Annotated in this window: 20 protein-coding genes; 15 read left to right on the forward strand and 5 right to left on the reverse strand. The window is 64.1% G+C overall.

Annotated features, from left to right (window positions below; genetic code table 11):
- Positions 1–41 precede the first annotated feature (41 nt).
- The 3 genes from ACVNHC_RS11360 to ACVNHC_RS11370 are packed head-to-tail and all read left to right on the forward strand — an operon-like array spanning position 42 to position 3,486.
- Positions 42–710 carry a cytochrome c oxidase subunit II gene (locus ACVNHC_RS11360; RefSeq protein WP_457167330.1) on the forward strand — a complete coding sequence of 223 codons (669 nt, stop codon included), beginning with the start codon at positions 42–44 and terminating at the stop codon, positions 708–710.
- A complete protein-coding gene (gene ctaD / locus ACVNHC_RS11365) occupies positions 707–3,172 on the forward strand; it encodes a cytochrome c oxidase subunit I (protein WP_457167331.1) in 2,466 nt (821 codons plus the stop codon). Before ACVNHC_RS11360 ends, ctaD begins: the two co-directional genes overlap by 4 nt.
- Complete coding sequence (locus ACVNHC_RS11370; RefSeq protein ID WP_050472993.1) at positions 3,169–3,486, forward strand: hypothetical protein; 318 nt, start codon at positions 3,169–3,171, stop codon at positions 3,484–3,486. The genes ctaD and ACVNHC_RS11370 overlap by 4 nt, the downstream gene beginning before the upstream one ends.
- Here the strand turns inward: ACVNHC_RS11370 and ACVNHC_RS11375 are convergent.
- Positions 3,483–3,683, reverse strand: a complete 201-nt coding sequence (locus ACVNHC_RS11375; RefSeq protein ID WP_457167332.1) for a DUF3008 family protein — start codon at positions 3,681–3,683, stop codon at positions 3,483–3,485. The genes ACVNHC_RS11370 and ACVNHC_RS11375 overlap by 4 nt on opposite strands.
- A gap of 27 nt (positions 3,684–3,710) precedes the next feature.
- Positions 3,711–4,226, reverse strand: coding sequence for an MgtC/SapB family protein (locus tag ACVNHC_RS11380; protein ID WP_050472991.1), 516 nt, complete (start codon positions 4,224–4,226; stop codon positions 3,711–3,713).
- A 323-nt stretch (positions 4,227–4,549) separates the two neighbouring features.
- Between ACVNHC_RS11380 and ACVNHC_RS11385 the strand changes: the two genes are divergently transcribed.
- The gene (locus ACVNHC_RS11385) at positions 4,550–4,846 is read left to right on the forward strand and encodes a PRC-barrel domain-containing protein (RefSeq protein WP_050472990.1); all 297 of its coding nucleotides are present in this window, start codon (positions 4,550–4,552) and stop codon (positions 4,844–4,846) included.
- A gap of 276 nt (positions 4,847–5,122) precedes the next feature.
- Here ACVNHC_RS11385 and ACVNHC_RS11390 read toward each other — a convergent pair whose 3' ends face one another.
- Positions 5,123–5,899: an exopolysaccharide biosynthesis protein gene (locus tag ACVNHC_RS11390; protein WP_457167333.1), complete on the reverse strand. Its 777-nt coding sequence runs from the start codon at positions 5,897–5,899 to the stop codon at positions 5,123–5,125.
- On the opposite strand from ACVNHC_RS11390, the gene ACVNHC_RS11395 reads away from it, so the two are divergent.
- From ACVNHC_RS11395 to ACVNHC_RS11420, 6 genes are all read left to right on the forward strand, one after another.
- Positions 5,882–6,595: a gluconate 2-dehydrogenase subunit 3 family protein gene (locus tag ACVNHC_RS11395; RefSeq protein WP_050472989.1), complete on the forward strand. Its 714-nt coding sequence runs from the start codon at positions 5,882–5,884 to the stop codon at positions 6,593–6,595. The two genes, ACVNHC_RS11390 and ACVNHC_RS11395, sit on opposite strands and share 18 nt — an antisense overlap.
- A 3-nt stretch (positions 6,596–6,598) precedes the next feature.
- Positions 6,599–8,368, forward strand: coding sequence for a GMC family oxidoreductase (locus ACVNHC_RS11400; protein WP_457167334.1), 1,770 nt, complete (start codon positions 6,599–6,601; stop codon positions 8,366–8,368).
- Between the two features lie 11 nt (positions 8,369–8,379).
- Positions 8,380–9,765 (forward strand): c-type cytochrome, encoded by a 1,386-nt coding sequence (locus ACVNHC_RS11405; protein ID WP_457167335.1) that lies wholly within the window; start codon positions 8,380–8,382, stop codon positions 9,763–9,765.
- A gap of 60 nt (positions 9,766–9,825) precedes the next feature.
- Complete coding sequence (locus tag ACVNHC_RS11410) at positions 9,826–10,329, forward strand: superoxide dismutase family protein (RefSeq protein ID WP_058898961.1); 504 nt, start codon at positions 9,826–9,828, stop codon at positions 10,327–10,329.
- 114 nt (positions 10,330–10,443) lie between these two features.
- Entirely contained in the window at positions 10,444–11,304 is an 861-nt protein-coding gene (locus ACVNHC_RS11415; protein WP_457167336.1) for a BON domain-containing protein, read from the forward strand.
- 179 nt (positions 11,305–11,483) lie between these two features.
- Entirely contained in the window at positions 11,484–11,714 is a 231-nt protein-coding gene (locus ACVNHC_RS11420) for a hypothetical protein (protein WP_050472984.1), read from the forward strand.
- Positions 11,715–11,813: 99 nt separating this feature from the next.
- Here ACVNHC_RS11420 and ACVNHC_RS11425 read toward each other — a convergent pair whose 3' ends face one another.
- A complete protein-coding gene (locus tag ACVNHC_RS11425) occupies positions 11,814–12,434 on the reverse strand; it encodes a sigma-70 family RNA polymerase sigma factor (protein ID WP_244274493.1) in 621 nt (206 codons plus the stop codon).
- Positions 12,435–12,752: 318 nt separating this feature from the next.
- On the opposite strand from ACVNHC_RS11425, the gene ACVNHC_RS11430 reads away from it, so the two are divergent.
- The 3 genes from ACVNHC_RS11430 to ACVNHC_RS11440 all read left to right on the forward strand — a co-directional run bounded on the left by ACVNHC_RS11430 (position 12,753) and on the right by ACVNHC_RS11440 (position 16,898).
- Positions 12,753–15,122, forward strand: coding sequence for a membrane-bound PQQ-dependent dehydrogenase, glucose/quinate/shikimate family (locus tag ACVNHC_RS11430; RefSeq protein WP_457167337.1), 2,370 nt, complete (start codon positions 12,753–12,755; stop codon positions 15,120–15,122).
- An 80-nt stretch (positions 15,123–15,202) separates the two neighbouring features.
- Positions 15,203–15,700, forward strand: a complete 498-nt coding sequence (locus ACVNHC_RS11435; protein ID WP_050472983.1) for a YciE/YciF ferroxidase family protein — start codon at positions 15,203–15,205, stop codon at positions 15,698–15,700.
- A gap of 67 nt (positions 15,701–15,767) precedes the next feature.
- Positions 15,768–16,898, forward strand: coding sequence for an NAD-dependent epimerase/dehydratase family protein (locus tag ACVNHC_RS11440; protein WP_457167338.1), 1,131 nt, complete (start codon positions 15,768–15,770; stop codon positions 16,896–16,898).
- Positions 16,899–16,977: 79 nt separating this feature from the next.
- Here ACVNHC_RS11440 and ACVNHC_RS11445 read toward each other — a convergent pair whose 3' ends face one another.
- Positions 16,978–17,868, reverse strand: coding sequence for an SDR family oxidoreductase (locus ACVNHC_RS11445; RefSeq protein ID WP_457167376.1), 891 nt, complete (start codon positions 17,866–17,868; stop codon positions 16,978–16,980).
- A 1,021-nt stretch (positions 17,869–18,889) separates the two neighbouring features.
- Between ACVNHC_RS11445 and ACVNHC_RS11450 the strand changes: the two genes are divergently transcribed.
- On the forward strand, positions 18,890–19,405 hold the full coding sequence (locus ACVNHC_RS11450) for a hypothetical protein (protein ID WP_457167339.1): 516 nt from the start codon (positions 18,890–18,892) through the stop codon (positions 19,403–19,405).
- 48 nt (positions 19,406–19,453) lie between these two features.
- A complete protein-coding gene (locus ACVNHC_RS11455) occupies positions 19,454–20,041 on the forward strand; it encodes a hypothetical protein (protein WP_122520843.1) in 588 nt (195 codons plus the stop codon).
- The last annotated feature ends 146 nt before the right edge of the window (positions 20,042–20,187 follow it).

Consider the following 20,187-nt stretch of genomic DNA (forward strand, 5'->3'; position numbering starts at 1 on the left):
CCTCCTTAAGGCTGTCTCTCAGGCAACTGGCAGCGGCGCTTATGGTTCCCGCCCTTGCCGCCTGCGAGGGGCCGCTGTCCACGCTCTCCCCGCAAGGACCGGCCGCCGCAGACATCGCCACCCTGTGGTGGGCAATGCTGGCCGGGGCGGCGCTGATCACCTGTCTTGTGCTGGCGCTCGTCTGGCGCGCCTTCGTCCGCACGCCCGGCAAAGCCCCAAGAGAAGCCCTCGGAGAAGCCTTCTGGATCAAGGGCATGGGCCTTGGTTTCAGCTTCACCGTGCTGTTTGCTGTGGTTGGTGCCGGAATCTGGACCGGCGAGCGGCACCTGCCCCGTCCCGGCACGGAGGCAATGCGCGTCGAGGCCACGGCCCGGCAATGGGCATGGCGCTTCCGCCAGCCCGGCCCGGACGGCACCATGGTCGAGACGGAGGGCCGCCTGCACATTCCAGCCGGGCAGCCGGTGGATGTGGTCATCCGCTCGCAGGACGTGATCCATTCCTTCTGGGTTCCACAGCTTGCAGGCAAGATGGACGCCCTGCCGGGACGCGACACCCTGTTGCGCATCGAAGCCTTCAGACCGGGCCTTTACCAAGGCCGCTCGGCGGAGTTCTCGGGCACCGGCTATGCCGGAATGCTGTTCGAGGTGCTCGCCTATGACCCGGCCTCGCCACCAGATTTCACCAGCACAGACGGGAGAGGCGCAGAATGAGCGGGCCAAACCCCAACCCGCCGCAGAATGCCTTGCGGCTGCACCGTGACCTTGACCGGATCTGGGGCCGTCCCGAAGGGCTCCGGGGATGGATCATGACGGTGAACCACAGCGATCTCGGGCTGCGGTTCATGATCACGGCATTCGTGTTCTTTGCCATAGCAGGATGCCTGGCCATGCTGATCCGGGCGCAGCTGGCCACGCCGGACGGCGCCTTTCTCGATACCGCGCATTACAATCAGATTTTCACGATGCACGGCAGCCTGATGATGTTCCTCTTTGCCATTCCGATGCTGGAGGGGCTGGGGATGTATCTGCTGCCGAAGATGCTGGGATCGCGGGATCTGGCCTTCCCCCGCCTCTCCGCCCTTGGCTGGTGGTGCTATCTCTTCGGCGGCCTGATCATTCTTGCCGCGCTCGTGGCCGGTGTGGCGCCGGATGGCGGCTGGTTCATGTACACGCCGCTGTCGTCCAAGACCTACAGCCCCGGCATCAATGCCGATGTCTGGCTGCTGGGGGTCACCTTCGTGGAAATCTCGGCGCTTGCGGCCGCCATCGAGATCACCGTCACCATTCTGCGGATGCGTGCCCCGGGCATGAAACTGACGCAGATGCCCCTCTTCGCCTGGTACATGCTCGGCACCACCGCCATGATGCTTGTCGGCTTCCCGCCCCTGATCCTTGCCTCGGTGCTTCTGGAAATCGAAAGAGCCTTCGGCTGGCCCTTCTTCGACGTCACCCGCGGCGGTGATCCCCTGCTGTGGCAGCATCTGTTCTGGCTGTTCGGCCATCCGGAGGTCTACATCATCTTCCTGCCGGCGGCCGGCGCCATCTCCACCATCCTGCCGGTGATGTGCCGCACGCAGATCATGGGCTACAGCGCCATCGTTGCGGCGGTGCTCGGGCTGGTGTTCCTGTCCTTCGGCCTGTGGGTGCACCACATGTTCACCACCGGCATCCCGCATATGGCGCTGGCCTTCTTCTCGGCCGCCTCGGCGCTGGTCGCCGTGCCCACGGCCGTGCAGATCTTTGCCTGGATCGGCACCATGTGGAAGGGCCGCCCGCAGATGCACCTGCCGATGCTGCATCTGATGGGTTTCTTCTCGACCTTCGTCATGGGCGGGCTGACCGGGGTGATGCTCGCCATCGTGCCCTTCAACTGGCAGGCCCATGACACGGCCTTCGTCACGGCGCATCTGCACTATGTGCTGATCGGTGGCTTCGTCTTCCCGATGATGGCGGCCGCGGTCTACTGGATGCCGCTGTTCAGCGGCAGGCAGGCCATTCGCGGCCTTGGCACAATGGCCTTCTGGCTGATCCTCACCGGCTTCCACGGCACCTTCTTCATCATGCATCTGACCGGCCTGCTGGGCATGCCGCGCCGGATCGATGTCTATCCGGACAATCCGGAATGGCTGTGGCCCAATCTCGTCAGCTCGTTCTTCTCCTTCGTCATGGCGGCAGGCTTTGCGCTGTTCGTGCTCGATCTTCTGCTGCAGATGCTGTTCGGCCCCAAGGCAAGGCGCGATCCCTGGCAGGCGGGAACGCTGGAATGGGGCATGGCAACCCCGGCCCCGACCTACAACATCGCCTCCCTGCCTCTGCCAGACCAGAGCGCCGTGGAGATTGCACGCGGTGAAGGCCTGCTGCCCGGAGCGCCCCGCCACCGGCGGGAAACCCTGGTGGTGGACGTGATCAGCGGCACGCCACGGCATGTGGCGGTCCTTCCGGGCAATTCGGTCCTGCCGATTGTGACGGCCGCCGCCATCGGCGTCTTCGTGCTGCTGATGCTTGCCGGGCTTTACTGGCTGGCGGCAGCAGCGCTGATGGCCGTCGCTGCCACCGCCTGGAGCTGGCAGCGCTTCATGGGGAGCACACATGACGAGGGACCGCTGAACGTGGCACCCGGGCTCAGCCTGCCGGTCAATCATGCGGTGCCGGACGGGCTTGCCCGCACCGGATTGACCTGTCTTCTGATCGCCAACGGCACGCTTTACGCCTGTTTCCTCTTCGCCATCGGCTTTCTCTCGGTGATTGCCCCGAACTGGCCTGCCCCGGACAGCGGCATTGCCACCCTGCCTGCGGGCGTGCTGACGGCCATTCTGTGCCTGGCGCTGGCAGGAGCCTGCGGCCTTGCGCGCATTCCACAGGCGCAAGGGGCAAAACTCTCTCTCTTTCCGATGCTGGCAGCTCTCGGTGTCATCGCAGCGCTTGTGCCCCTGCTGGATGACCCCACCCGGCATGCGCGCGATGCGCTGCGGGCGGCAGGTCTCGGCTATGTGGCGCTGCATTGCGTGATCGGGCTGCTCCTTTCGCTCGTCTGCGTGGTGCAGCGGAAGGACGGGCGGATCGGAGAGGGGCGGGAATCGGCCTGGCCGGTCTGGCGCATCTGGCAGGACTACACGCTCGCCACCACCCTCATTCTGGTTCTGCTTGTCACACTACAGGAGGCACTCCAGTGAAATGGCCTTTACGTACCCTGCTTGGCCCTCTGTTCTGGGCCGCCGCCTTTTCGCTCATCTATGCGGCGCACGGCCTTGGCTGCGCCTGGGGATGGCCCGCCCAGCCGGCTCCCATTGCCGACCTGCAGCGTTTCACGCTGTTTGCCCTGTGGCTCGTGGCTCTGGCCGGGGCCGGGACCATCCTCCTGCTGTCCCCCGACGGGGACAGCAGGGAAGAAACGCTGGTCAGGGCCGGCGCCTGGATCGGTTTTGTCTCCGTCACCCTGACGCTGTTCCCGGTCGTGGGGCTGACCACCTGCGATGCGGGCAGCTAGTCCCGTTTGTGTTCGTCTTCCAGCTTCTCCGGAAGATCCTTGCGCGGCGTGGAGGCAAGCTCCTCCAGCTCCGCTTCCGTCATGCTGTCGAACATCTCCCGCGAGGCGCCGAACAAGTCCTTGCGGTCCGTTTCGCCGCGCTTGGCGGACAGGGCGGCACCTGCCGCCTTCTGCTGTGCTTGTGATCTTGCAGGCATGGGTCTCTCCTTTCAGTGGTTGGGGTTTCATGTGTCCTCATCCGGCCCGCCCTTGTGGCCGATACGCCGCGACATGCGCCTGAGCAGCCAGAGCACGGCGATGGCCAGCACCGCCGCCAGAATGGCAAGCGGCAGAAGGCCGCTGCCGCAGGCAAGGCCGATGGCGCCTGCCATCCACATCCCCGCTCCGGTGGTCAGACCGGTAATCCGGCCGCCGGAGGTGATGATCGAGCCCGCCGCGAGGAAGGCGACACCAGCCGTCACCGCCTCGATCAGACGCAAGGGATCAGTCTGCAGATGCGTTGCACCCTTGAACTCGTTGGCCATGATCTCGGCGGCGATGATCGTGAAGAGGCAGGCCGCCATGGACACAATCATATGGGTGCGCAGCCCCGCAGCACTGGAGTGGATCTCCCGCTCAAAACCGATCGCCGCGCCCAGCACCGCCGCAAAGACCAGCCGCAGCAGGGCCACCTCGAAGCGGACGGCAACGAAGGGATCGCGGAATTCCCCGGCAATCAGCGCCACTGTGCTGTCGATCATGAGCTTTCTCCCGGCCAGACGCAGGATCAACCCTGCAGCCGGCCTCTGTGTTCCAGAACATGCCCCCTTGGTCAGCCTTGCATGCCTGCCGGCAGGCCCTTCCGGAAACTCAGGAACAAACGGCAGCGGCAGAGGTTGACGGCACGAAAATGCCGCTGCGCCTGACAGCCTGCCCTGGTGAAGCGAAGAATCTGGTGGTCTTCCGAGCTTCCCCTTTTGGCCGCTGACACAGGCAGCCCCGCTTCTGCCCCTCCCAGCGCAGCGGCATTTTCGCCCCCTTCCCCTTTGCGGGAAAAACACGAGCAACACCAAAGGAGAAACTCATGGATCACAGCAAGCACACCCCGCTGCCCCGGCAGGACCTGAATGAAGCTGTTCTGGCCGACGCCCCGATTTACGACACAGCTGACCGCAAGGTCGGCACCATTTCCCATGTGCACCGGACCGGTGACTTGACCGAGGTCGTCGTCGATGTCGGCGGTTTCCTCGGCATCGGCGCCAAGCCGGTGCTGGTGCGTGCAGATCAGCTCAACCTGATGCGGGATGAGAAAGGCAACGTGCACGGCGTTACCAGCTGGACCAAGGATCAGCTGAAAGACCTGCCCGAGCACAAGCACTGACACCAGCCGGTGCGGCGCTTGAGCCGTTTCAAGTCAGAATGGCACGTGAAATTTGCAGGCGGCGCGGACCTTCCGGGCCGCCTTTTCCGCATTCTCCGGACCCCGCACAAAAAAAGCGGCGCCCACCGGAGCGGGCGCCTGGAGTTCCAGTGAGAGACTGGGTAGGCGTGAGATCCGGCCCTGAGGCAGGGACCTCGGATGTGGCAACCTGTCCGGCCGCCTGATGTTCCCGCCCTTTTTTTCAATTGCTGCATGACGATGATGCGGCCGGACCTGTCAGAGCATGGTTTCGCCGACCCAGTGGACCATCAAGCCCAGTCCGGCAAGGCACAGGCCAGCCAGCAGCAGCAAGAGCCCGTCGCGGGTGAGGATGGCGGCCGCGACCAGGGCAATGAAGCCGGAGGCGACCGTGCCGCTGCCGGGCACCAGCTCCATGAAGGGCATGAAGAGGGTCAGCGCCATGATCATCATCAGCCAGACATAGAGGCAGGGCTTTTCCGTCAATGTGCTGAAACGCGGCTGCAGGATGTGATCAACGAAGGCAACCGGCTTTCGCAGCCAGGAGACCGCCACACGCAGCCGCGCCCCTGCGATCTCCCGCCGTTCCAGAATGCCGGGAAGCCAGATGTGCCGGCGCCCGAGGATCATCTGCGCGGCCAGAATGAACTCAAGCAGGGCAACAAGGGTCGTCACCCCCGGCAGGATGCTGGCCGGGGACACGGAGATCAGGGCAAAGACCAGCATCAGCGTTGCGAAGGAACGGGCGCCGATGGCTTCCACCATCGTGCCGATACTGACCGCTTCCGCCTTGCCTGCCTCCTCCAGGTGGTCCAGCACCGCCCCCAGCACAAGGTTGTTGTCCTGCATCTCCAGCGCCGTCCTCTTCATCTGTTGCAGACAGGAAACCCGGCTGGGGCCGGACTGTTCCACGCGGGACTGGAACATTTCGGCGGCCCGCCGGTTCCTCGCCCCCAGAACATGCAGCAAGAGCATCCCCGATGCCGCTTCCAGCCAGTTCCAAGCCAGGGAGACGACATGACCACCCCGCCGCATCACCCCGCTTCCTTCCGCACCGGCCGCAGGCAGTTCCTGCAATTGTCCGCAGGCAGCCTTGCCGCAGCCGGATTTTGGCCCGCCACCGCCCTGGCGCAGGAGCCGCTTCCGCCGCTGGAAGACTATCCAAGGGCGTTTTTCACCGATGCGGAATGGGCCTTCGTGCTGGCCGCCGTGGCACGGCTGATCCCCTCCGAAGGCGATGGTCCGGGAGCGCTGGAGGCGCGGGTGCCGGTCTTCATCGACCGGGAACTGTCCGGTGATTTCGGATCGGCGGCCGACTGGTACATGGCAGGACCGCACCAGCCCGATGCCGAACCGGAATTCGGCTGGCAGTCTCCGCTGGCTCCCGCCGATGTCTACCGGCAGGCCATCCCCCTGTTTGACGCATGGTGCGAGACCAGCTTCGGCGCGGCCTTCACTGCCCTGCCCGCCTCAGCCCAGGATGAGGCCCTGACCGCACTGGAAGAGGGCACCGTGCCCTTGCCGCCGGAGTTGCGGGACTTCTTTGACCTGCTGCTCGCCAACACCAAGGAAGGATATCTGTCCGACCCGATCCACGGCGGCAATCACCAGATGGCGGCATGGGTGCATATCGGTTTTCCCGGTGCCCGCGCCCATTACCGCGAATGGGTGGAGCAGCACAACGTCCCCTATCCGCTGGGTCCGGTTTCCATCTCCGGCGAGAGGGCCTGAGCGATGGCCCGGCAGGAGACGAAAAAGGACGCCGTGATCGTTGGCCTCGGCTGGACCGGAGCCATCCTCGGAATGGAGCTTGCCAGTGAGGGTCTTGAGGTCCTGGCGCTGGAACGCGGCCCGGACCGCCGGACAGTGCCGGAAATGCGCTATCCGCAGATGATCGACGAGTTGAGCCAGGGCGAGCGTCACAAGATGATGCTGCGGCCGGCACAATCCACCGTGACCTTCCGCCGGGACCTGTCAGAAACGGCCTTGCCGGTCCGAAAATGGGGCTCCTTCCTGCTCGGCAACGGCGTGGGCGGATCCGGCGTGCACTGGAACGGCCAGAACTGGCGCCCGCAGCCGGAGGAACTGCGGCTGCGGAGCTACATCACCGAGCGCTGGGATGCGGGCATCATCCCCGAAGACATGACGATTGCCGACTATCCCGTCACCTATGACGAGCTGGAGCCCTTCTTCGACCGGTTTGAGCGGGTGGCGGGGATCAGCGGCATCGCCGGCAACATCCGCGGGGAAATCCGGGACGGCGGCAACCCGTATGAGGGCTGGCGCTCACGCGACTATCCGATGCCGCCTCTGCCGATGACATGGAACGGTGTCAAATTCGCCGAAGCCGCAAAGGCCATGGGCTATCACCCCTTCCCCCGTCCCGGCGGCAATGCCTCCACATCCTATGTCAACGAGTACGGCATGCAGATGGGCGCCTGCAATTTCTGCGGCTTCTGCGAACGCTACGGCTGCTACCAGTATTCCAAATCCTCACCGCAGACGACCATCCTCGCCGCCCTGTTCCGCAAGCCCAACTTCAGCTACCGGACCGGAGCGGAGGTGCTGCGCGTGGAGATGGCAGCGGATGGGCGCACGGCCACCGGCGTGACCTATTACGACGAAGCGGCGGGCGAGGAGGTGTTCCAGCCCGCAGATCTGGTGATCCTGGCGGCCTATCAGATCGAGAATGTGCGCCTGATGCTGTTGTCCGGCATCGGTCAGCCCTATGACCCGGCGACGGGCGAAGGAGTGACGGGCAAGAACTACGGCTATCAGATCACCGGCTCCACCTCGCTGTTCTTCCGCAACGAGCATTTCAATCCCTTTGTCGGCTCCGGCATCAACGGCATGTGCATCGACGATTTCGGCATGAACGCCATCGACTTCGGTGCGGAGGGCTTCATTGGCGGGGCCTATATTTCCTCGGCGCAGACCAATGGCCAGCCGATCCGCAACATGCCCCTGCCGGAAGGCACGCCCGAATGGGGTGCGCGCTGGAAGGCCGCCATTGCGGAATGGTATGGCCACGAGATGAACATCTCGCATCATGGCTCGGTCATGTCCTACCGGGACCACTATTGCGATCTCGACCCCACTTACCGCGACCGGCACGGCAGGCCGCTGATGCGGATCACCTTCAACTGGCACGCCAACGAGCTGCGGCTGAACGCCTTTCTGCAGGAGAAGATCGAGGCGCTTGCCCGGTCCATGCAGCCGGACCTGATGCATGGCGACTACAAGGACGAGGAGTCCCTTTACGACATACGGCCCTATCAGACCACGCATAACACCGGCGGTTCGATCATGAGCGCAACTCCGGACGGCGGGCCGCTGAACCGGTATCTGCAGGCCTGGGACAAGCACAATGTCTTCGTCATGGGCGCCTGCGCTTTCGTCCAGAACACCCAGTACAATCCCACAGGGCTGGTTGGCGGGCTCGCCTACTGGGCCGCAGATGCGATCCGGAAGCAGTACCTGCCCAATCCGGGCCCGCTGGTCTGAGGGGGCAAGAGATGAGGATCTTTCTTCAAATTCTGCTGGCTCTCGCTGTCACCGGCGGGCTTGTCATGGCCGCCATCATCCTGATCCCGGTGAGCCGCACCCCCATGTCGCAGCTGCCGCCGGAAGGCTGGGAGCCGGAAGCCGGCGCGGGCGAATATGTGATGCGTGCCGGTGACTGCATCGCCTGCCATACGGCCGATGGCGGCGCGGACCTCGCGGGCGGACGGCCGATCGAAAGCCCGCTTGGCACAATCTATACGGCCAATATCACGCCGGACCCGGAAACAGGCATCGGCGGCTGGACGCTGGACCAGTTCCGGGCAGCACTGGTGGATGGACTGCGCGCCGATGGCAGCCATCTCTACCCGGCCATGCCCTATGAGAACTTCCGCTTTATGACCGAAACGGACATCCGCGCGCTGTACCGCTTCTTCATGGAAGAGGTGCCGCCCGTGCGCAACGCGGTGAAAGAGCCGGAATTGCCCTTCCCCTTCAATCAGCGCTGGGGCCTCAGGGCCCTGAACTGGCTGACCCTGCGCCATGACAGCGGCTTCACCGGAACCATGGGTGATCCCGTTCTGGATCGCGGGCAATATCTGGTGGAAGGCCCCGGCCACTGCGCTGCCTGTCACAGCCCCCGGACGGTCTACATGGGGCAGGACGGCCTCAAGGCGGATGAGCCTGCCTTCCTGACCGGGGGATATATCGAGGGACAGGAAGCACCGCCTCTGCGCGGGCCGCAAAGCGTCATCCGCAAATGGCCCATCGGTGAACTGACAGCCTTTCTCGCCACGGGCCGCAACTTTGCCTCCACCGCCAATGGCGAGATGGGCCTCGTGGTGGAGCATTCTCTGCAATACCTCAGTGATGAGGACATCATTGCCATGGCACGGTTTCTCAAGGCGCAGGATGGCCAGCCGCATGATCCGCCGGAAATGGCTGTGCCCGAAGGCCCGCTCGCCCTGCCGCCTGCCGGCATGGATCAGGCAGGGGAGGCAACAACGCGCATGCTGAGCATGGCCCCACCCTATATGCCGCTGGGTGCAAGGCTTTATCTGGACAATTGCGCCCAGTGCCATTTCGTCACCGGACGGGGATCTCCGGATATCTTCCCCGCGCTTCAGGGCAACAGCCTCGTCGTGTCGGAGGAAGTCACGCCGCTGATCTCCATCATCCTGCATGGCGCGAAGGTGGAGGGGACGGAAAAGCGGCCGATGCCGCTGGTGATGCAGGGCTATGCGGACCGGCTGACCGACAGCGAAATTGCTGAACTTGCCAGTTTCGTGCGTCAGGCCTGGGGCAATGACGGCACACCGGTCTCGGCGGAGGACGTGAAGGAGATCCGCGCACAGGAACCAGCGCTTGCGCAGCAGAAAGACGGCAGCGGCAGGCCTTAGGAAAGCGGGAACAACGCAGGCAGGAGACGGTTCCCCAGTCCTCAACAGGAGGACAGACCGATGAGACACCTGACCCGCATCCTGCTTGGCACGCTTCTGGTGCTGCCCCTTCCTGCCGCTGCGCAGGAAGCAAGAACCACTTTCGTCAATGGGGAGGGCACCGAAACCGGTACCGCCACCCTGACTGAAACTCCAAGCGGCGTGCTGATCAAGCTCGACCTCGGCGCCCTGCCGCCCAACCAATGGCTCGGCTTCCACATTCACGAGACGGGCAGCTGCGATCCCCATGGCGGCCATGAATCCGCCGGGGACCACTTCAATCCGGAAGGTGTGGAGCATGGATACCTGTCAGAGACAGGGCCGCATGCCGGAGACATGCCCAATATCCGGACCGACGCGGAGGGCATGGCGCGTGTCGAGGTGCACAATCCGCTTGTGACCCTCAACGAAGGCGGAAACTCGATCCGCGGCCGGGCACTGATGGTCCATGCGCAGGCCGATGACTATCGCAGTCAGCCCTCTGGAAATGCCGGAGACCGCCTCGCCTGCGCAGTCATCGAGTAAGGCCGTAATCCAGGAACATTCCCCATCCCGCATGGTTGACGCACAACGCAGAGGCCCTCTGCGGCAACACCCCGCCAGCCAGTCCGGAGGGCGGGCAGCACAGGAGGAAAAGCAATGGCAGACCGCCGTTATGAAGAGCGTTACTACGACGAGCGCAATGATCAGAGCCGTGGCAGACCCCGCTATGGCCGCGAAGGCCGCTCCATGGAAGACGAGCGCTCGCTTTACTGGCCCACGCGGGAATATGATCGTCCGCAGGCCCGTGACGATGATGACGACCGGTACGGCAGCAGCTACCGCCGCGACCAGGATCCTTACGAGAACGGCAGCATGTACGGGCGGATGTATGGACGTGAGCCGGGCCGCGCGCCGGGGCGTCTGCCGCAGTCCTATGGCCGTCAGGATTACGGCCGTCCGGACTATGGCGTGCAGGACGACGGCAACGCCTTCGGATTTGCCCGTCACGACCAGCGCCACGATGAACAGAGGCGCGGCTGGGACGACGAGCGCCGCTGGGGCCGCAACAGCGAGAGCGGCATGTATGGTGGCCCCGGCTACGAAAACGGCCCGGGTTTCCCCCCGCGCGTCTATGACCCCGGCATGCTCTCGGCCCTGCAGGGGCAGGGCCGCCGGGAAACGGGGGCACGCGGCTTTCGCGGCCATGGGCCGAAGGATTACAAGCGCAGCGACGACCGCATCCGGGAAGATGTATGTGACCGGCTCGTGGACGCCGATACGGTGGATGCCAGCGGCATTACCGTGGAGGTTTCCAACGGGGAAGTGACACTCAACGGCCACGTCTCGTCCCGCCAGGCCAAGCGAGCCGCAGAAGACTGCATCGAGGACTGTTCAGGCGTGCAGCACGTCCAGAACAATCTGCGGGTCCAGGAGGCGTCCGGGGACAGCGATGAATCGTCCGGCACCGGCACAGCGGGCACCAGAACCGCCGCACGGACGCGGCCCAAGGAAAGCTGAGTGACTGAGTGAAAGCATGAAACGATCAACCGGCGGCGTGCACTTCTGCACGCCGCCGGTTGCTTAATGTAAACCATTTATTTCAGAAACGCTCAACAATGTGACCGTGCCGGGCTCGCCGACCTGCGGGAAAAGGGTATATAATACTTCAAGATACCCGAGAGAGCCGGAACCCCGCGATGTTCAGCGAAGACAAGACCCAGCAGCCGGACGGACCGGCCGGTTCCCCTCACGAGGGACATGAAGAGCGCGAGGCCTTTCAGGAGGAAGCGCGCGAAATCGTTGATGCCGCAGAGGCAGAACCGGTGCCGGAAAGGCTCCAGGATCTGGCCCTTGCACTGGGCGAGGCGCTTGAAAGTGCCCATGACGGTGCAGCGCTCCTGCCGAGAAGCTTGCGCGACACGCACTGAAGTCCCGCGCACACGTGCAAAAGCGCCAGTACGCAGCCCCTGGAAGACCGCGTCTGCAAAAATGGCTGAAACCGTCTGGGCTGAAAGGCCTATGGCCGGTTAGATTTCATCAAGCTTGTCCCGCAAGGCAGCTCGCGCCCTGTTTACCCGGCTTTTGATCGTGCCGATGTCGCAGCCGAGGATCTGCGAGGCGTGAATGTAGCTTTCGCCGAGCACCGCCACGAGAATGATGGTCTCCCGGTAATGGATCGGCAGCTGATGAAGGGCTTCCTCCATCTCCTGCATGCGCAGATGCCAGATCTGGGTGTCGGCCACCGCCACCGGCTCTCCGGAGACGCAATCCTGATCACCGGTGCGCTCGCGCGACCGCTTGGCCCAGTTGGAATAGAACCGGTTGCGCATGATGGTGAAAAGCCACGCCCTCAGATTGGTGCCGGGCTCGAACTGATTTACCCTTTCGATGGCCCGTAACAAGGTTTCCTGCACCAGATCATCAGCCTCAACCGGATTGCGGCATAAAGACCGCGCGAAAATACGCAGTGCCGGAATGTAGCTGACGATCTCCTCCCCGCAGCGCTTTCCTGCCGCTGTCGATCTGGGTCTGCGCCCGTCCGGCTTCAGCCGGATGATCTCCTGCTTGCACGTTTGCCCCGATGCCCTGCCTCCCCAGGAAGGCGCACGTGTGCTTTCAGCCCCCGCGATTGTCATCCAGTCGGTCATGAATTTCTCCCTGGTCGTGTTCTTGCCAGCGGCTGCGGGTGTGAGGAATAGGTGTGCGGCCTGCGGCTTGTGGTCACGTCGATTGCAATCCACGGACGGGCAGATTGTTCCCAGCAATCTGAATGTAGGTGTCATACAAGTTGATTTTGTGGCCGGGTCCGCCTGCATCCGAAAAAGCAATCCGGGCAGACCGGGAACAATCCTTGAGGGCAGAGGTTCATGGGCCGGAAAGCAGCCGGCGGGACTGTCTGGACCAGCGGACACCGCGGGCAGGAGCCGCGGCCGCACGTCCTGACAGACCGAAAGGAGACTTTCCTCATGGCCCGGTTCCTGACCGCCATTCTCTTCGTTCTTGTTGGCCTTGCCCTCGCCCTTCCGGGCGTGCAACTCGTCTGGCTGGGTGGAAGTCCCGCCTATCTGCTCATCGGGCTGGGCCTTGCCCTTACGGCTCATTGCCTGCTCCACCGGCCGCAACATGCGCTGACCGTCTACGCCGCCATCCTCGCAGGCACGATGATATGGGCACTGTGGGAAGTAGGGCCCGACTGGTATCAGCTCGCGCCGCGCGGCTGGCTGCTGGTGCTGATGGGCCTGTGGCTGATCGGCCTGGACAGGTTCCGTCCGGTCGCCGGCGGTGAAGCAGAGGCAGCCGGACGGTCTCCGGGTGCGGCTTGTCTTGCGGTTGTCCTGCTGGCCTGCGGTGCCGTGGCGCTCGGCTCCGTCCTGCGTGACCCCAAGAATATTTCGGGCACTCTGAGAGCGGACACGGTCAATCCCTCCCCTGCCGGAGGCGCGGATTTTGCCGATGAGGACTGGCGGCTTTATGGGCGCGGCAGCTACGGCCAGCGCTACTCACCGCTCGATCAGATCACGCCGGAGACTATTGGCTCCCTGACCGAAGTCTGGCGCTACCAGACCGGAGATGTGCGCCTGCCCGAGGATGTGACCGAAACCACCTATCAGGTGACGCCGCTGAAGGTCGGGAACAACCTGTATCTGTGCACGCCGCATAACATTGCCATCGCCATCAGCGCGGCCACGGGACGGGAAATCTGGCGTCATGACGCAAAGTCCGGGATGGAGCCGGACCGTCAGCATCAGACCTGCCGGGGTGTGACCTACTGGGAAAATCCGGCAGCAGCACCCGGTGAAGCCTGTGCAGCAAGGGTCTACATGCCCACCGCCGATGCCCGTGTGGTCGCGCTCGATGCCGCCAGCGGAGAGCCCTGCGCCAGCTTTGGCGAGGGCGGAGAAATCTCGCTGCTCCCGGGCATGCCTTACCAGCCGCCGGGCTATTACTACTCCACCTCGCCCCCGGTCGCAGTGGACGGCAAGCTGATCATCGGTGGCGCAGTGAATGACAATTTCTCCGTAAACTCGCCTTCCGGCGTGATCCGCGCCTATGACCTGCTGACAGGCCAGCTGATCTGGAACTGGGACAGCGGCAACCCGGACAATACCGCCCCGATCGACATTGCCGGCGGCGAGACCTATACCGCCAACTCTCCCAACAGTTGGTCCATCTTCTCCTATGACGAGGCGCTGGGGCTGGTCTATATCCCGCTCGGCAACGAGGTTCCCGACCAGCTGGGCACCGGGCGCAGCGCCGCCACCGAAGCGCATTCCTCTTCCGTGGTGGCCCTCGACATCCGCACCGGACGCAGGGTCTGGGTGTTCCAGACCGTCCGTCACGACCTGTGGGACATGGATGTGCCCGCCCAGCCCGTTCTGATCGATCTCGACATGCCGCAGGGCCGCGTGCCTGCTCTTGTCCAGCCCACGAAACAGGGCGACATCTACGTCCTCGACCGGCGGACGGGCGCGCCGCTTCTGCCCGTGGGCGAGCGCGCAGCCCCTGCCGGAGCGATTCCAGGCGAATGGACCGCGCCCACACAGCCGGTCTCCGCGCTGTCCTTCGAGCCCCCGAAGCTGCGCGAGGCGGATATGTGGGGCATCTCCCTGTTCGACCAGCTCGCCTGCCGGATCCAGTTCCACACCCTGAACTATGAAGGCCGCTACACGCCGCCCTCCATCGAAGGCAGCATTGTCCACCCCGGAAACTTCGGGGTCTTCAACTGGGGCTCCATCGCGGTCGATCCGGTGCGGCAGGTGATGTTCGGCATGCCGACCTACCTGCCCTTCACCGTCAGGCTGGTTCCGGCTTCGGAAATTCCGCCGAAAGGAGAGGACGAGAAAGCCTCCGAGCAAGGCCTCAACCGCAATGAAGGAGCTGACTTCGGCGTCTTCATGGGGCCGTTCCTCGGCCCCCTCGGCGTGCCCTGCTCTGCCCCGCCCTGGGGCTATGTGGCCGGAGCAGACCTGCGCAGCGGCGAGATCGTCTGGATGCGCCGCAACGGCACCGTGCGCGACATGACGCCCCTGCCCCTGCCGTTCAAGACCGGCGTTCCCGGCATCGGCGGCCCCATCATCACCGCCGGCGGCGTCGCCTTCCTCGGCGCAACGGTGGACGATTACCTGCGCGGCTATGACCTGACCACGGGCGCGGAAATCTGGCGGGCGCGGCTGCCCGCAGGCGGTCAGGCCACACCGCTGACCTACGCCCTCGACGGGCGCCAGTATGTGGTGATGGTCGCAGGCGGCCACGGCTCGGTCGGCACGAAGGCCGGGGACTATGTCATCGCCTATGCACTGCAGGACGAAAATTCCCCGCCGCCCCCCGCCAACTGATGCGGGCTGGAACAAACCGCCGAGGCTCCGGTTACTGCACCTGAGCCCGGCCGGCCAACTCACCAGCAAAGGAGAAAGCCATGAAGACCAAGACCCTCGAAGACCTGTTTATGGACCTCTTGAAGGACGTCTATTACGCCGAACGCAAGATCCTGAAGGCCCTGCCGAAAATGGCAAGAGGCGCCAATTCGCCGGAATTGAGCACTGCTTTCGAGAAGCACCACGACGAGACCCAGACCCATGTGGAACGCCTGCAGGAGGTGTTCGACATTCTGGGCAAGCCCGCCCGCGGCAAGACCTGTCAGGCCATCGAAGGCATTCTGGAGGAAGGCGAGGACGTGCTTGAGAGCTTCAAGGGTTCGCCCGCCCTTGATGCCGGGCTCATTGCCTCGGCCCAGGCGGTCGAGCATTACGAGATCTCACGCTATGGCACGCTGCGCAACTGGGCAGAACTGCTTGGCCAGCGAGAGATCGCAAAGATCCTTCAGGACACGCTGAACGAGGAAGAGGCCACCGACGGCAAGCTGACAAAGCTGGCGGAGGGCTCGCTCAACAAGGCCGCGCTCAAGGCTGCCTGACGCCAGAAGAAAACGACAGGGCTGGCTGCGTCCCATGCGCAGCCAGCCTCTTTTATCAGAGGAACACATGACCTGCGTATTAGTGACATCGGCCTGCAGCTACCACGGACGCCATCTGGTGGCCGGGCTTCGCGCGCAGGGGCATGACGTGATCGCCTGGGATGACGGCCTGCCCGGCACCTGGGACGGAGACCTCTGGCCACCGCCGCTGGATGCGGAACTGATCACCAGCGAGTTGGATGATCTTGACCGTCTCGATCAGGCCCTCAAGCGGGCCAAGCACGTGATCCATCTGATTGATCCGGTGCACCCGCTCGACCGGGAGCGGCTGCGCCCGCCCCCTCCCCTGGCCCAGACGGTGACGCTGTTGCGGGCCGCAGCGGCAGCCGGGGTCGAGCGGCTGGTGCTGCAGTCCAGCCTGACGGTTTACGGCGAAGGGCGCTACATCGATGAAGACGGGGTGCCGCAACCGGCACGGCGCACGATCTACGACCTTGAAGCGGGAAGATGGCAGGCGCGCTGCCTGAGGGACCAGCCCATCGCCGCCATGCCCACCCCGGAAGACACGCCCCCTGCCCCTTTGACCCATGCGGCCAAGCTCTGCGTGATGCGCGAAAGAATGGTGCGCAAATGGAGCGCGGTTACGGGTGCGAAAGCGGCTGTGCTGCGCATGGGGCGCCTCTTTGGCCCGCCGCTCCCGGGCGGCGGCACCTTCTGCGGCGAAACCGGGCTGATGGCCAGCCATCTCCTCGCAGGGCGGCGTCCGCCCGTGCTCGAGGATGGCGGGCAGACGGACGACTGGCTGCATGTGCATGACGCCGTCCGCGCCTTCCGTCTGGCGCTGCTCAATTGCACCCGGGACATGCTGCCGCTCAACATCAGTTCAGGCATCGGCCACAGTGCGGCTGACATTGCCGGAATGCTGGCAATGGCTGCCTATGCCGGAGAAAGGGCAGCGGCCCCGCTGCAGATGGCCTGCAAGGGCACGGCACGGCACCTCGTTGGCGAACCGGGCACAGCCGAAGACCGGATCGGCTTCGTGCCCGGCCTTTCCCTGCCGCGCAGCCTTGCAGACCTGATCCTGTGGACTGCGGAAGCCGGGACGGAAGACCGCGCAAGCCATATCCTCGAGAACCTGCACCGGCATGCCGGCCTGGTCGGCCCGGGCCGGAGACGGGCCCGTCCTTCCTTGTCGTGACTCCACGGCACATGTAAAGGGGACGAAGCAAAGGGCTATGACACTGAAGCTTCAGTCCCATAGCCCTTTTTCCATTCGATCAGATCAGAGGCTTGCCGCCAGTCACGGCAATGGTCGCCCCCGAGGTGTAGCTCGACACCGGTTCGGCCAGCATCACATAGGCAGATGCCAGCTCTGCCGGCTGTGCCGGGCGTTTCATCGGAGTGTCGCCGCCGAATTTCGCCACCCTGCTGCCGGACATGCTGGCAGGAATGAGCGGGGTCCAGACCGGCCCGGGCGCGACACAATTGACCCGGATCCCCTTCTCCGCCAGCAACTGAGCCAGCCCGCCCGTGAAGTTCTGGATCGCTCCCTTCGTGGTGGCATAGGCCAAGAGAGTCGGGTTGGGCATATCGGAGTTGATCGAGGCCGTGTTGATGATGGAGCTTCCCGGCGCCATATGCGGCACCGCCGCGCGGGTAAGCCAGAACATGGCATGAATGTTCACCGCGAAGGTGCGCTCCCACTCCTCGTCGGAGATTTCGCTCAACTCGTCGAACGTGTCCTGATGCGCGGCGTTGTTCACCAGAATGTCGATCCGTCCGAAGGTATCGACCGCCTTGCGGACAATGGCCCGGCAGAATTCCGCCTCCGCAATGTCACCCGCAATCGACAGGCAGCGGCGGCCGCTTTCCTCGATAAGCCGGACAGTATCGGCAGCGTCATCACTTTCGTTGAGATAAGCAAGGATCACGTCGGCACCTTCGCGGGCATAGGCAATGGCCACGGCCCGGCCGATACCGCTGTCCCCGCCGGTGATGAGCGCCACCAGCCCCTTCAGCCGGTCAGCGCCGCGCCATGTCTCCTCGCCGTGGTCCGGCCGCGGATCCATCTTCTGGAAACTGCCCGGCAGGTCCTGGGTCTGTTCGGGAAACGGCGGGCGGGGGAAGGACCGGTGCCCCTTGGCCGGGGCACCGTTGCCCTGCTGCATGGAGCGGCCTTCCTCCGGGTTGCCGGAAGACCGGGCGGCGCGGCCTGCGCCGCCGTGTGTGGAATGGGTCATCTCAATGCCTCCGCTGTTATGGACCGGTCAGCAACCGGCAAACAGCGGGCATGTTCCCGGCGGGTGGCAGCTTATGAGCTGCCCCCCCGTCTCGTGCGGTCAAATCCCTGAAGGGCGCCGCCACTGCCCATCTCCGAGAATACGGCTTCGCGGCGGCCAGGAGGCTTTGTCCGTTGCAGATGCGCCCCATCTCCGCCGTGGCGGATATCAAGGGCCTGTCCCAAAGCCATTGCAGCTGCCTGGAGATGCTCCGGCACAGAGCGATCGGCCTCTGCAGTCCCAAAGACCCTCTCCGCTTCGTAGAAAATATCCTCCCCGTCGGAGAACAAATCCACGCGCTGTCCGATAAAGAAGTTGAAGGAGCTTCCCATTTTCCCGTTCCAGTTTGCAGTTCATCATGATGCGTGTCGACATTTCTACTCCCCACTAAGTTCGGCACATCTACATCAGGAATCCGTTTCATTGAGCGCGTGATCAGGATCAACGCACCAGGCAAGAGGCTACGCACCACCGGCAGCTATGGATGACAGGGTTTTGAATCGTCCCCCCTGGAGACGTTGAGCCCGCCACAGCAGCACGGGACATCCGCAACCTTTTGCGCTGGCGGGAAAGTGCCTGACATCGTCAGGATCGCTCCCGCCAGGGCGGAGGCAGCCTGCAATTCCCCTATTCAGCAAGATCTTGCGTCACCTGGCCGCCAGAGATGCTGCGCCGCATTCTCCGGGCTGCCCTTACGAAATCTCTCTTCAGTAGATCCCCACCGGACAGCCGGACTGCTGCAGCCCGTCAGCACTCGGGAAGGCCAACTGCCAGGACTCTGCATTGTTCCCCAAGATTGTTGCCGGAGAGGCAGAAAAGCGGCCTCAGCGTGGCGCTGGAACATTTCGCCCGGGGTCAGGTTCACCAGCGCACCGGCGGACCAAACCGCCGCATATCCAGGAGGACCAAAATGACACGCCACGGTTTTGCATTCACGGTGATCGCAGCGCTCGCCCTTCCGTCTCTGGCATCGGCGCAGGATACGGTGCCGCCTTCGCAAGGGGCCAACCCGCTCACCGGCCGGGACGCTGTGCAGGTGGACTGCCAGGCGCAGTTCGATGCGCTCGATCTGGATGGAGACGGCTTTCTGAGCCAGAGCGAGGCTGCTCGCGAAGAGGCACGGACAATGATCGATGGCATTGTCATCGGCGAACAGGGCCTGACCCGGGACCAGTTTCTCGAGGTCTGCGACTCCCACACCTGGTCTCAGTCGGCACCGGAATCGGGCGCTCCGTTTGAAGGTGCAAACAGCTTCACCGAAGAGCAGGCCCGCGACCGCGCCATGGCGTGGAATGTCTCGAATGTCTCCCAGCTCACTCTGGATGATCAGGGCATCTGGCGCGGGACCGGCACAGTGGACGGACAGCCGGTGTCGGTTGCCGTCGACTACCGGGGCAACGTCGTCACCACTCCGGCAGCCCAGTGACCAGGCCAACCCGTAATGAAACGCACTTAACAACCAAGGAGAATTGCAATGCCTGTCGTAACACGAGTTTATCCGGATCTCGCCACCGCCGAACGCGCTCATGCCAAGCTGACGGCGCTCGGCCGCAACCATATTGATGTATCGCTGGTCGGCGGCAGCAGCCTGCAGGAGCGCTACGAGCCAGCCGGAGTGCCGAATGATGAGGCTTCGGGGACGGCAACTGGCGCGGGGATCGGATCGGTCGCCGGCGCCGGAGCCGGGCTTCTGGCCGGACTTGGCGCCATTTCCATCCCGGGCATCGGCCCGCTTGTCGCCGCTGGCTGGCTCGCAACGGCAGCTGCCGGCGCAGTCGGCGGGGCAGTCGCCGGAAGTGCCATTGGCGCTTTGACGGATATGGGCGTAAGTGACAGCGATGCTCCGGTTTTTGACGAGGCCATGCGGCGCGGCAACGTGGCGCTGACCGTCCGGTTCCCGGAGGAGCGGCGTGCCGAGGTCATTGCCGCTCTCGATCAGGTGCCGACGGTCGGCTTTGGTGATCTGAGAACCCGGTTCGAGGCCGAAGGCTGGGACTATGACACTGCCGAAGCAACACGGCGGGAACGGCTGCGCACCCGCTCTCCCCTGCCGCCGATCTGACCTGACCTATAAGCGGGCTCTGCGGTTCGCGAAAATTCTCAACCGGCACAGACGGCGGAGCAACAGCTCTGCCGTTTCCGTATGTAAACGGGGCAGAGCTTCCAGGCGTCCTCCAGCCGAAAACCTTTTTCTTCAGATGAATAAGC

The sequence above is a fragment of the Pannonibacter sp. Q-1 genome (genome assembly GCF_054073275.1).

Bases quoted from the DNA above. Each gene is read 5' to 3' on its own strand.
- ACVNHC_RS11435 (WP_050472983.1), top strand. From the start codon at position 15,203: ATGAAGACCAAGACCCTCGAAGACCTGTTTATGGACCTCTTGAAGGAC.
- ACVNHC_RS11445 (WP_457167376.1), bottom strand. From the start codon at position 17,868: ATGCAGCAGGGCAACGGTGCCCCGGCCAAGGGGCACCGGTCCTTCCCC.
- ACVNHC_RS11430 (WP_457167337.1), top strand. From the start codon at position 12,753: ATGGCCCGGTTCCTGACCGCCATTCTCTTCGTTCTTGTTGGCCTTGCC.
- ACVNHC_RS11380 (WP_050472991.1), bottom strand. From the start codon at position 4,226: ATGATCGACAGCACAGTGGCGCTGATTGCCGGGGAATTCCGCGATCCC.
- ACVNHC_RS11425 (WP_244274493.1), bottom strand. From the start codon at position 12,434: ATGACCGACTGGATGACAATCGCGGGGGCTGAAAGCACACGTGCGCCT.
- ACVNHC_RS11455 (WP_122520843.1), top strand. From the start codon at position 19,454: ATGCCTGTCGTAACACGAGTTTATCCGGATCTCGCCACCGCCGAACGC.
- ACVNHC_RS11360 (WP_457167330.1), top strand. From the start codon at position 42: ATGGTTCCCGCCCTTGCCGCCTGCGAGGGGCCGCTGTCCACGCTCTCC.
- ACVNHC_RS11420 (WP_050472984.1), top strand. From the start codon at position 11,484: ATGTTCAGCGAAGACAAGACCCAGCAGCCGGACGGACCGGCCGGTTCC.
- ACVNHC_RS11440 (WP_457167338.1), top strand. From the start codon at position 15,768: ATGACCTGCGTATTAGTGACATCGGCCTGCAGCTACCACGGACGCCAT.
- ACVNHC_RS11410 (WP_058898961.1), top strand. From the start codon at position 9,826: ATGAGACACCTGACCCGCATCCTGCTTGGCACGCTTCTGGTGCTGCCC.
- ACVNHC_RS11395 (WP_050472989.1), top strand. From the start codon at position 5,882: ATGACCACCCCGCCGCATCACCCCGCTTCCTTCCGCACCGGCCGCAGG.
- ACVNHC_RS11385 (WP_050472990.1), top strand. From the start codon at position 4,550: ATGGATCACAGCAAGCACACCCCGCTGCCCCGGCAGGACCTGAATGAA.
- ACVNHC_RS11390 (WP_457167333.1), bottom strand. From the start codon at position 5,899: ATGCGGCGGGGTGGTCATGTCGTCTCCCTGGCTTGGAACTGGCTGGAA.
- ACVNHC_RS11375 (WP_457167332.1), bottom strand. From the start codon at position 3,683: ATGCCTGCAAGATCACAAGCACAGCAGAAGGCGGCAGGTGCCGCCCTG.
- ACVNHC_RS11400 (WP_457167334.1), top strand. From the start codon at position 6,599: ATGGCCCGGCAGGAGACGAAAAAGGACGCCGTGATCGTTGGCCTCGGC.
- ACVNHC_RS11415 (WP_457167336.1), top strand. From the start codon at position 10,444: ATGGCAGACCGCCGTTATGAAGAGCGTTACTACGACGAGCGCAATGAT.
- ACVNHC_RS11405 (WP_457167335.1), top strand. From the start codon at position 8,380: ATGAGGATCTTTCTTCAAATTCTGCTGGCTCTCGCTGTCACCGGCGGG.
- ctaD (WP_457167331.1), top strand. From the start codon at position 707: ATGAGCGGGCCAAACCCCAACCCGCCGCAGAATGCCTTGCGGCTGCAC.
- ACVNHC_RS11450 (WP_457167339.1), top strand. From the start codon at position 18,890: ATGACACGCCACGGTTTTGCATTCACGGTGATCGCAGCGCTCGCCCTT.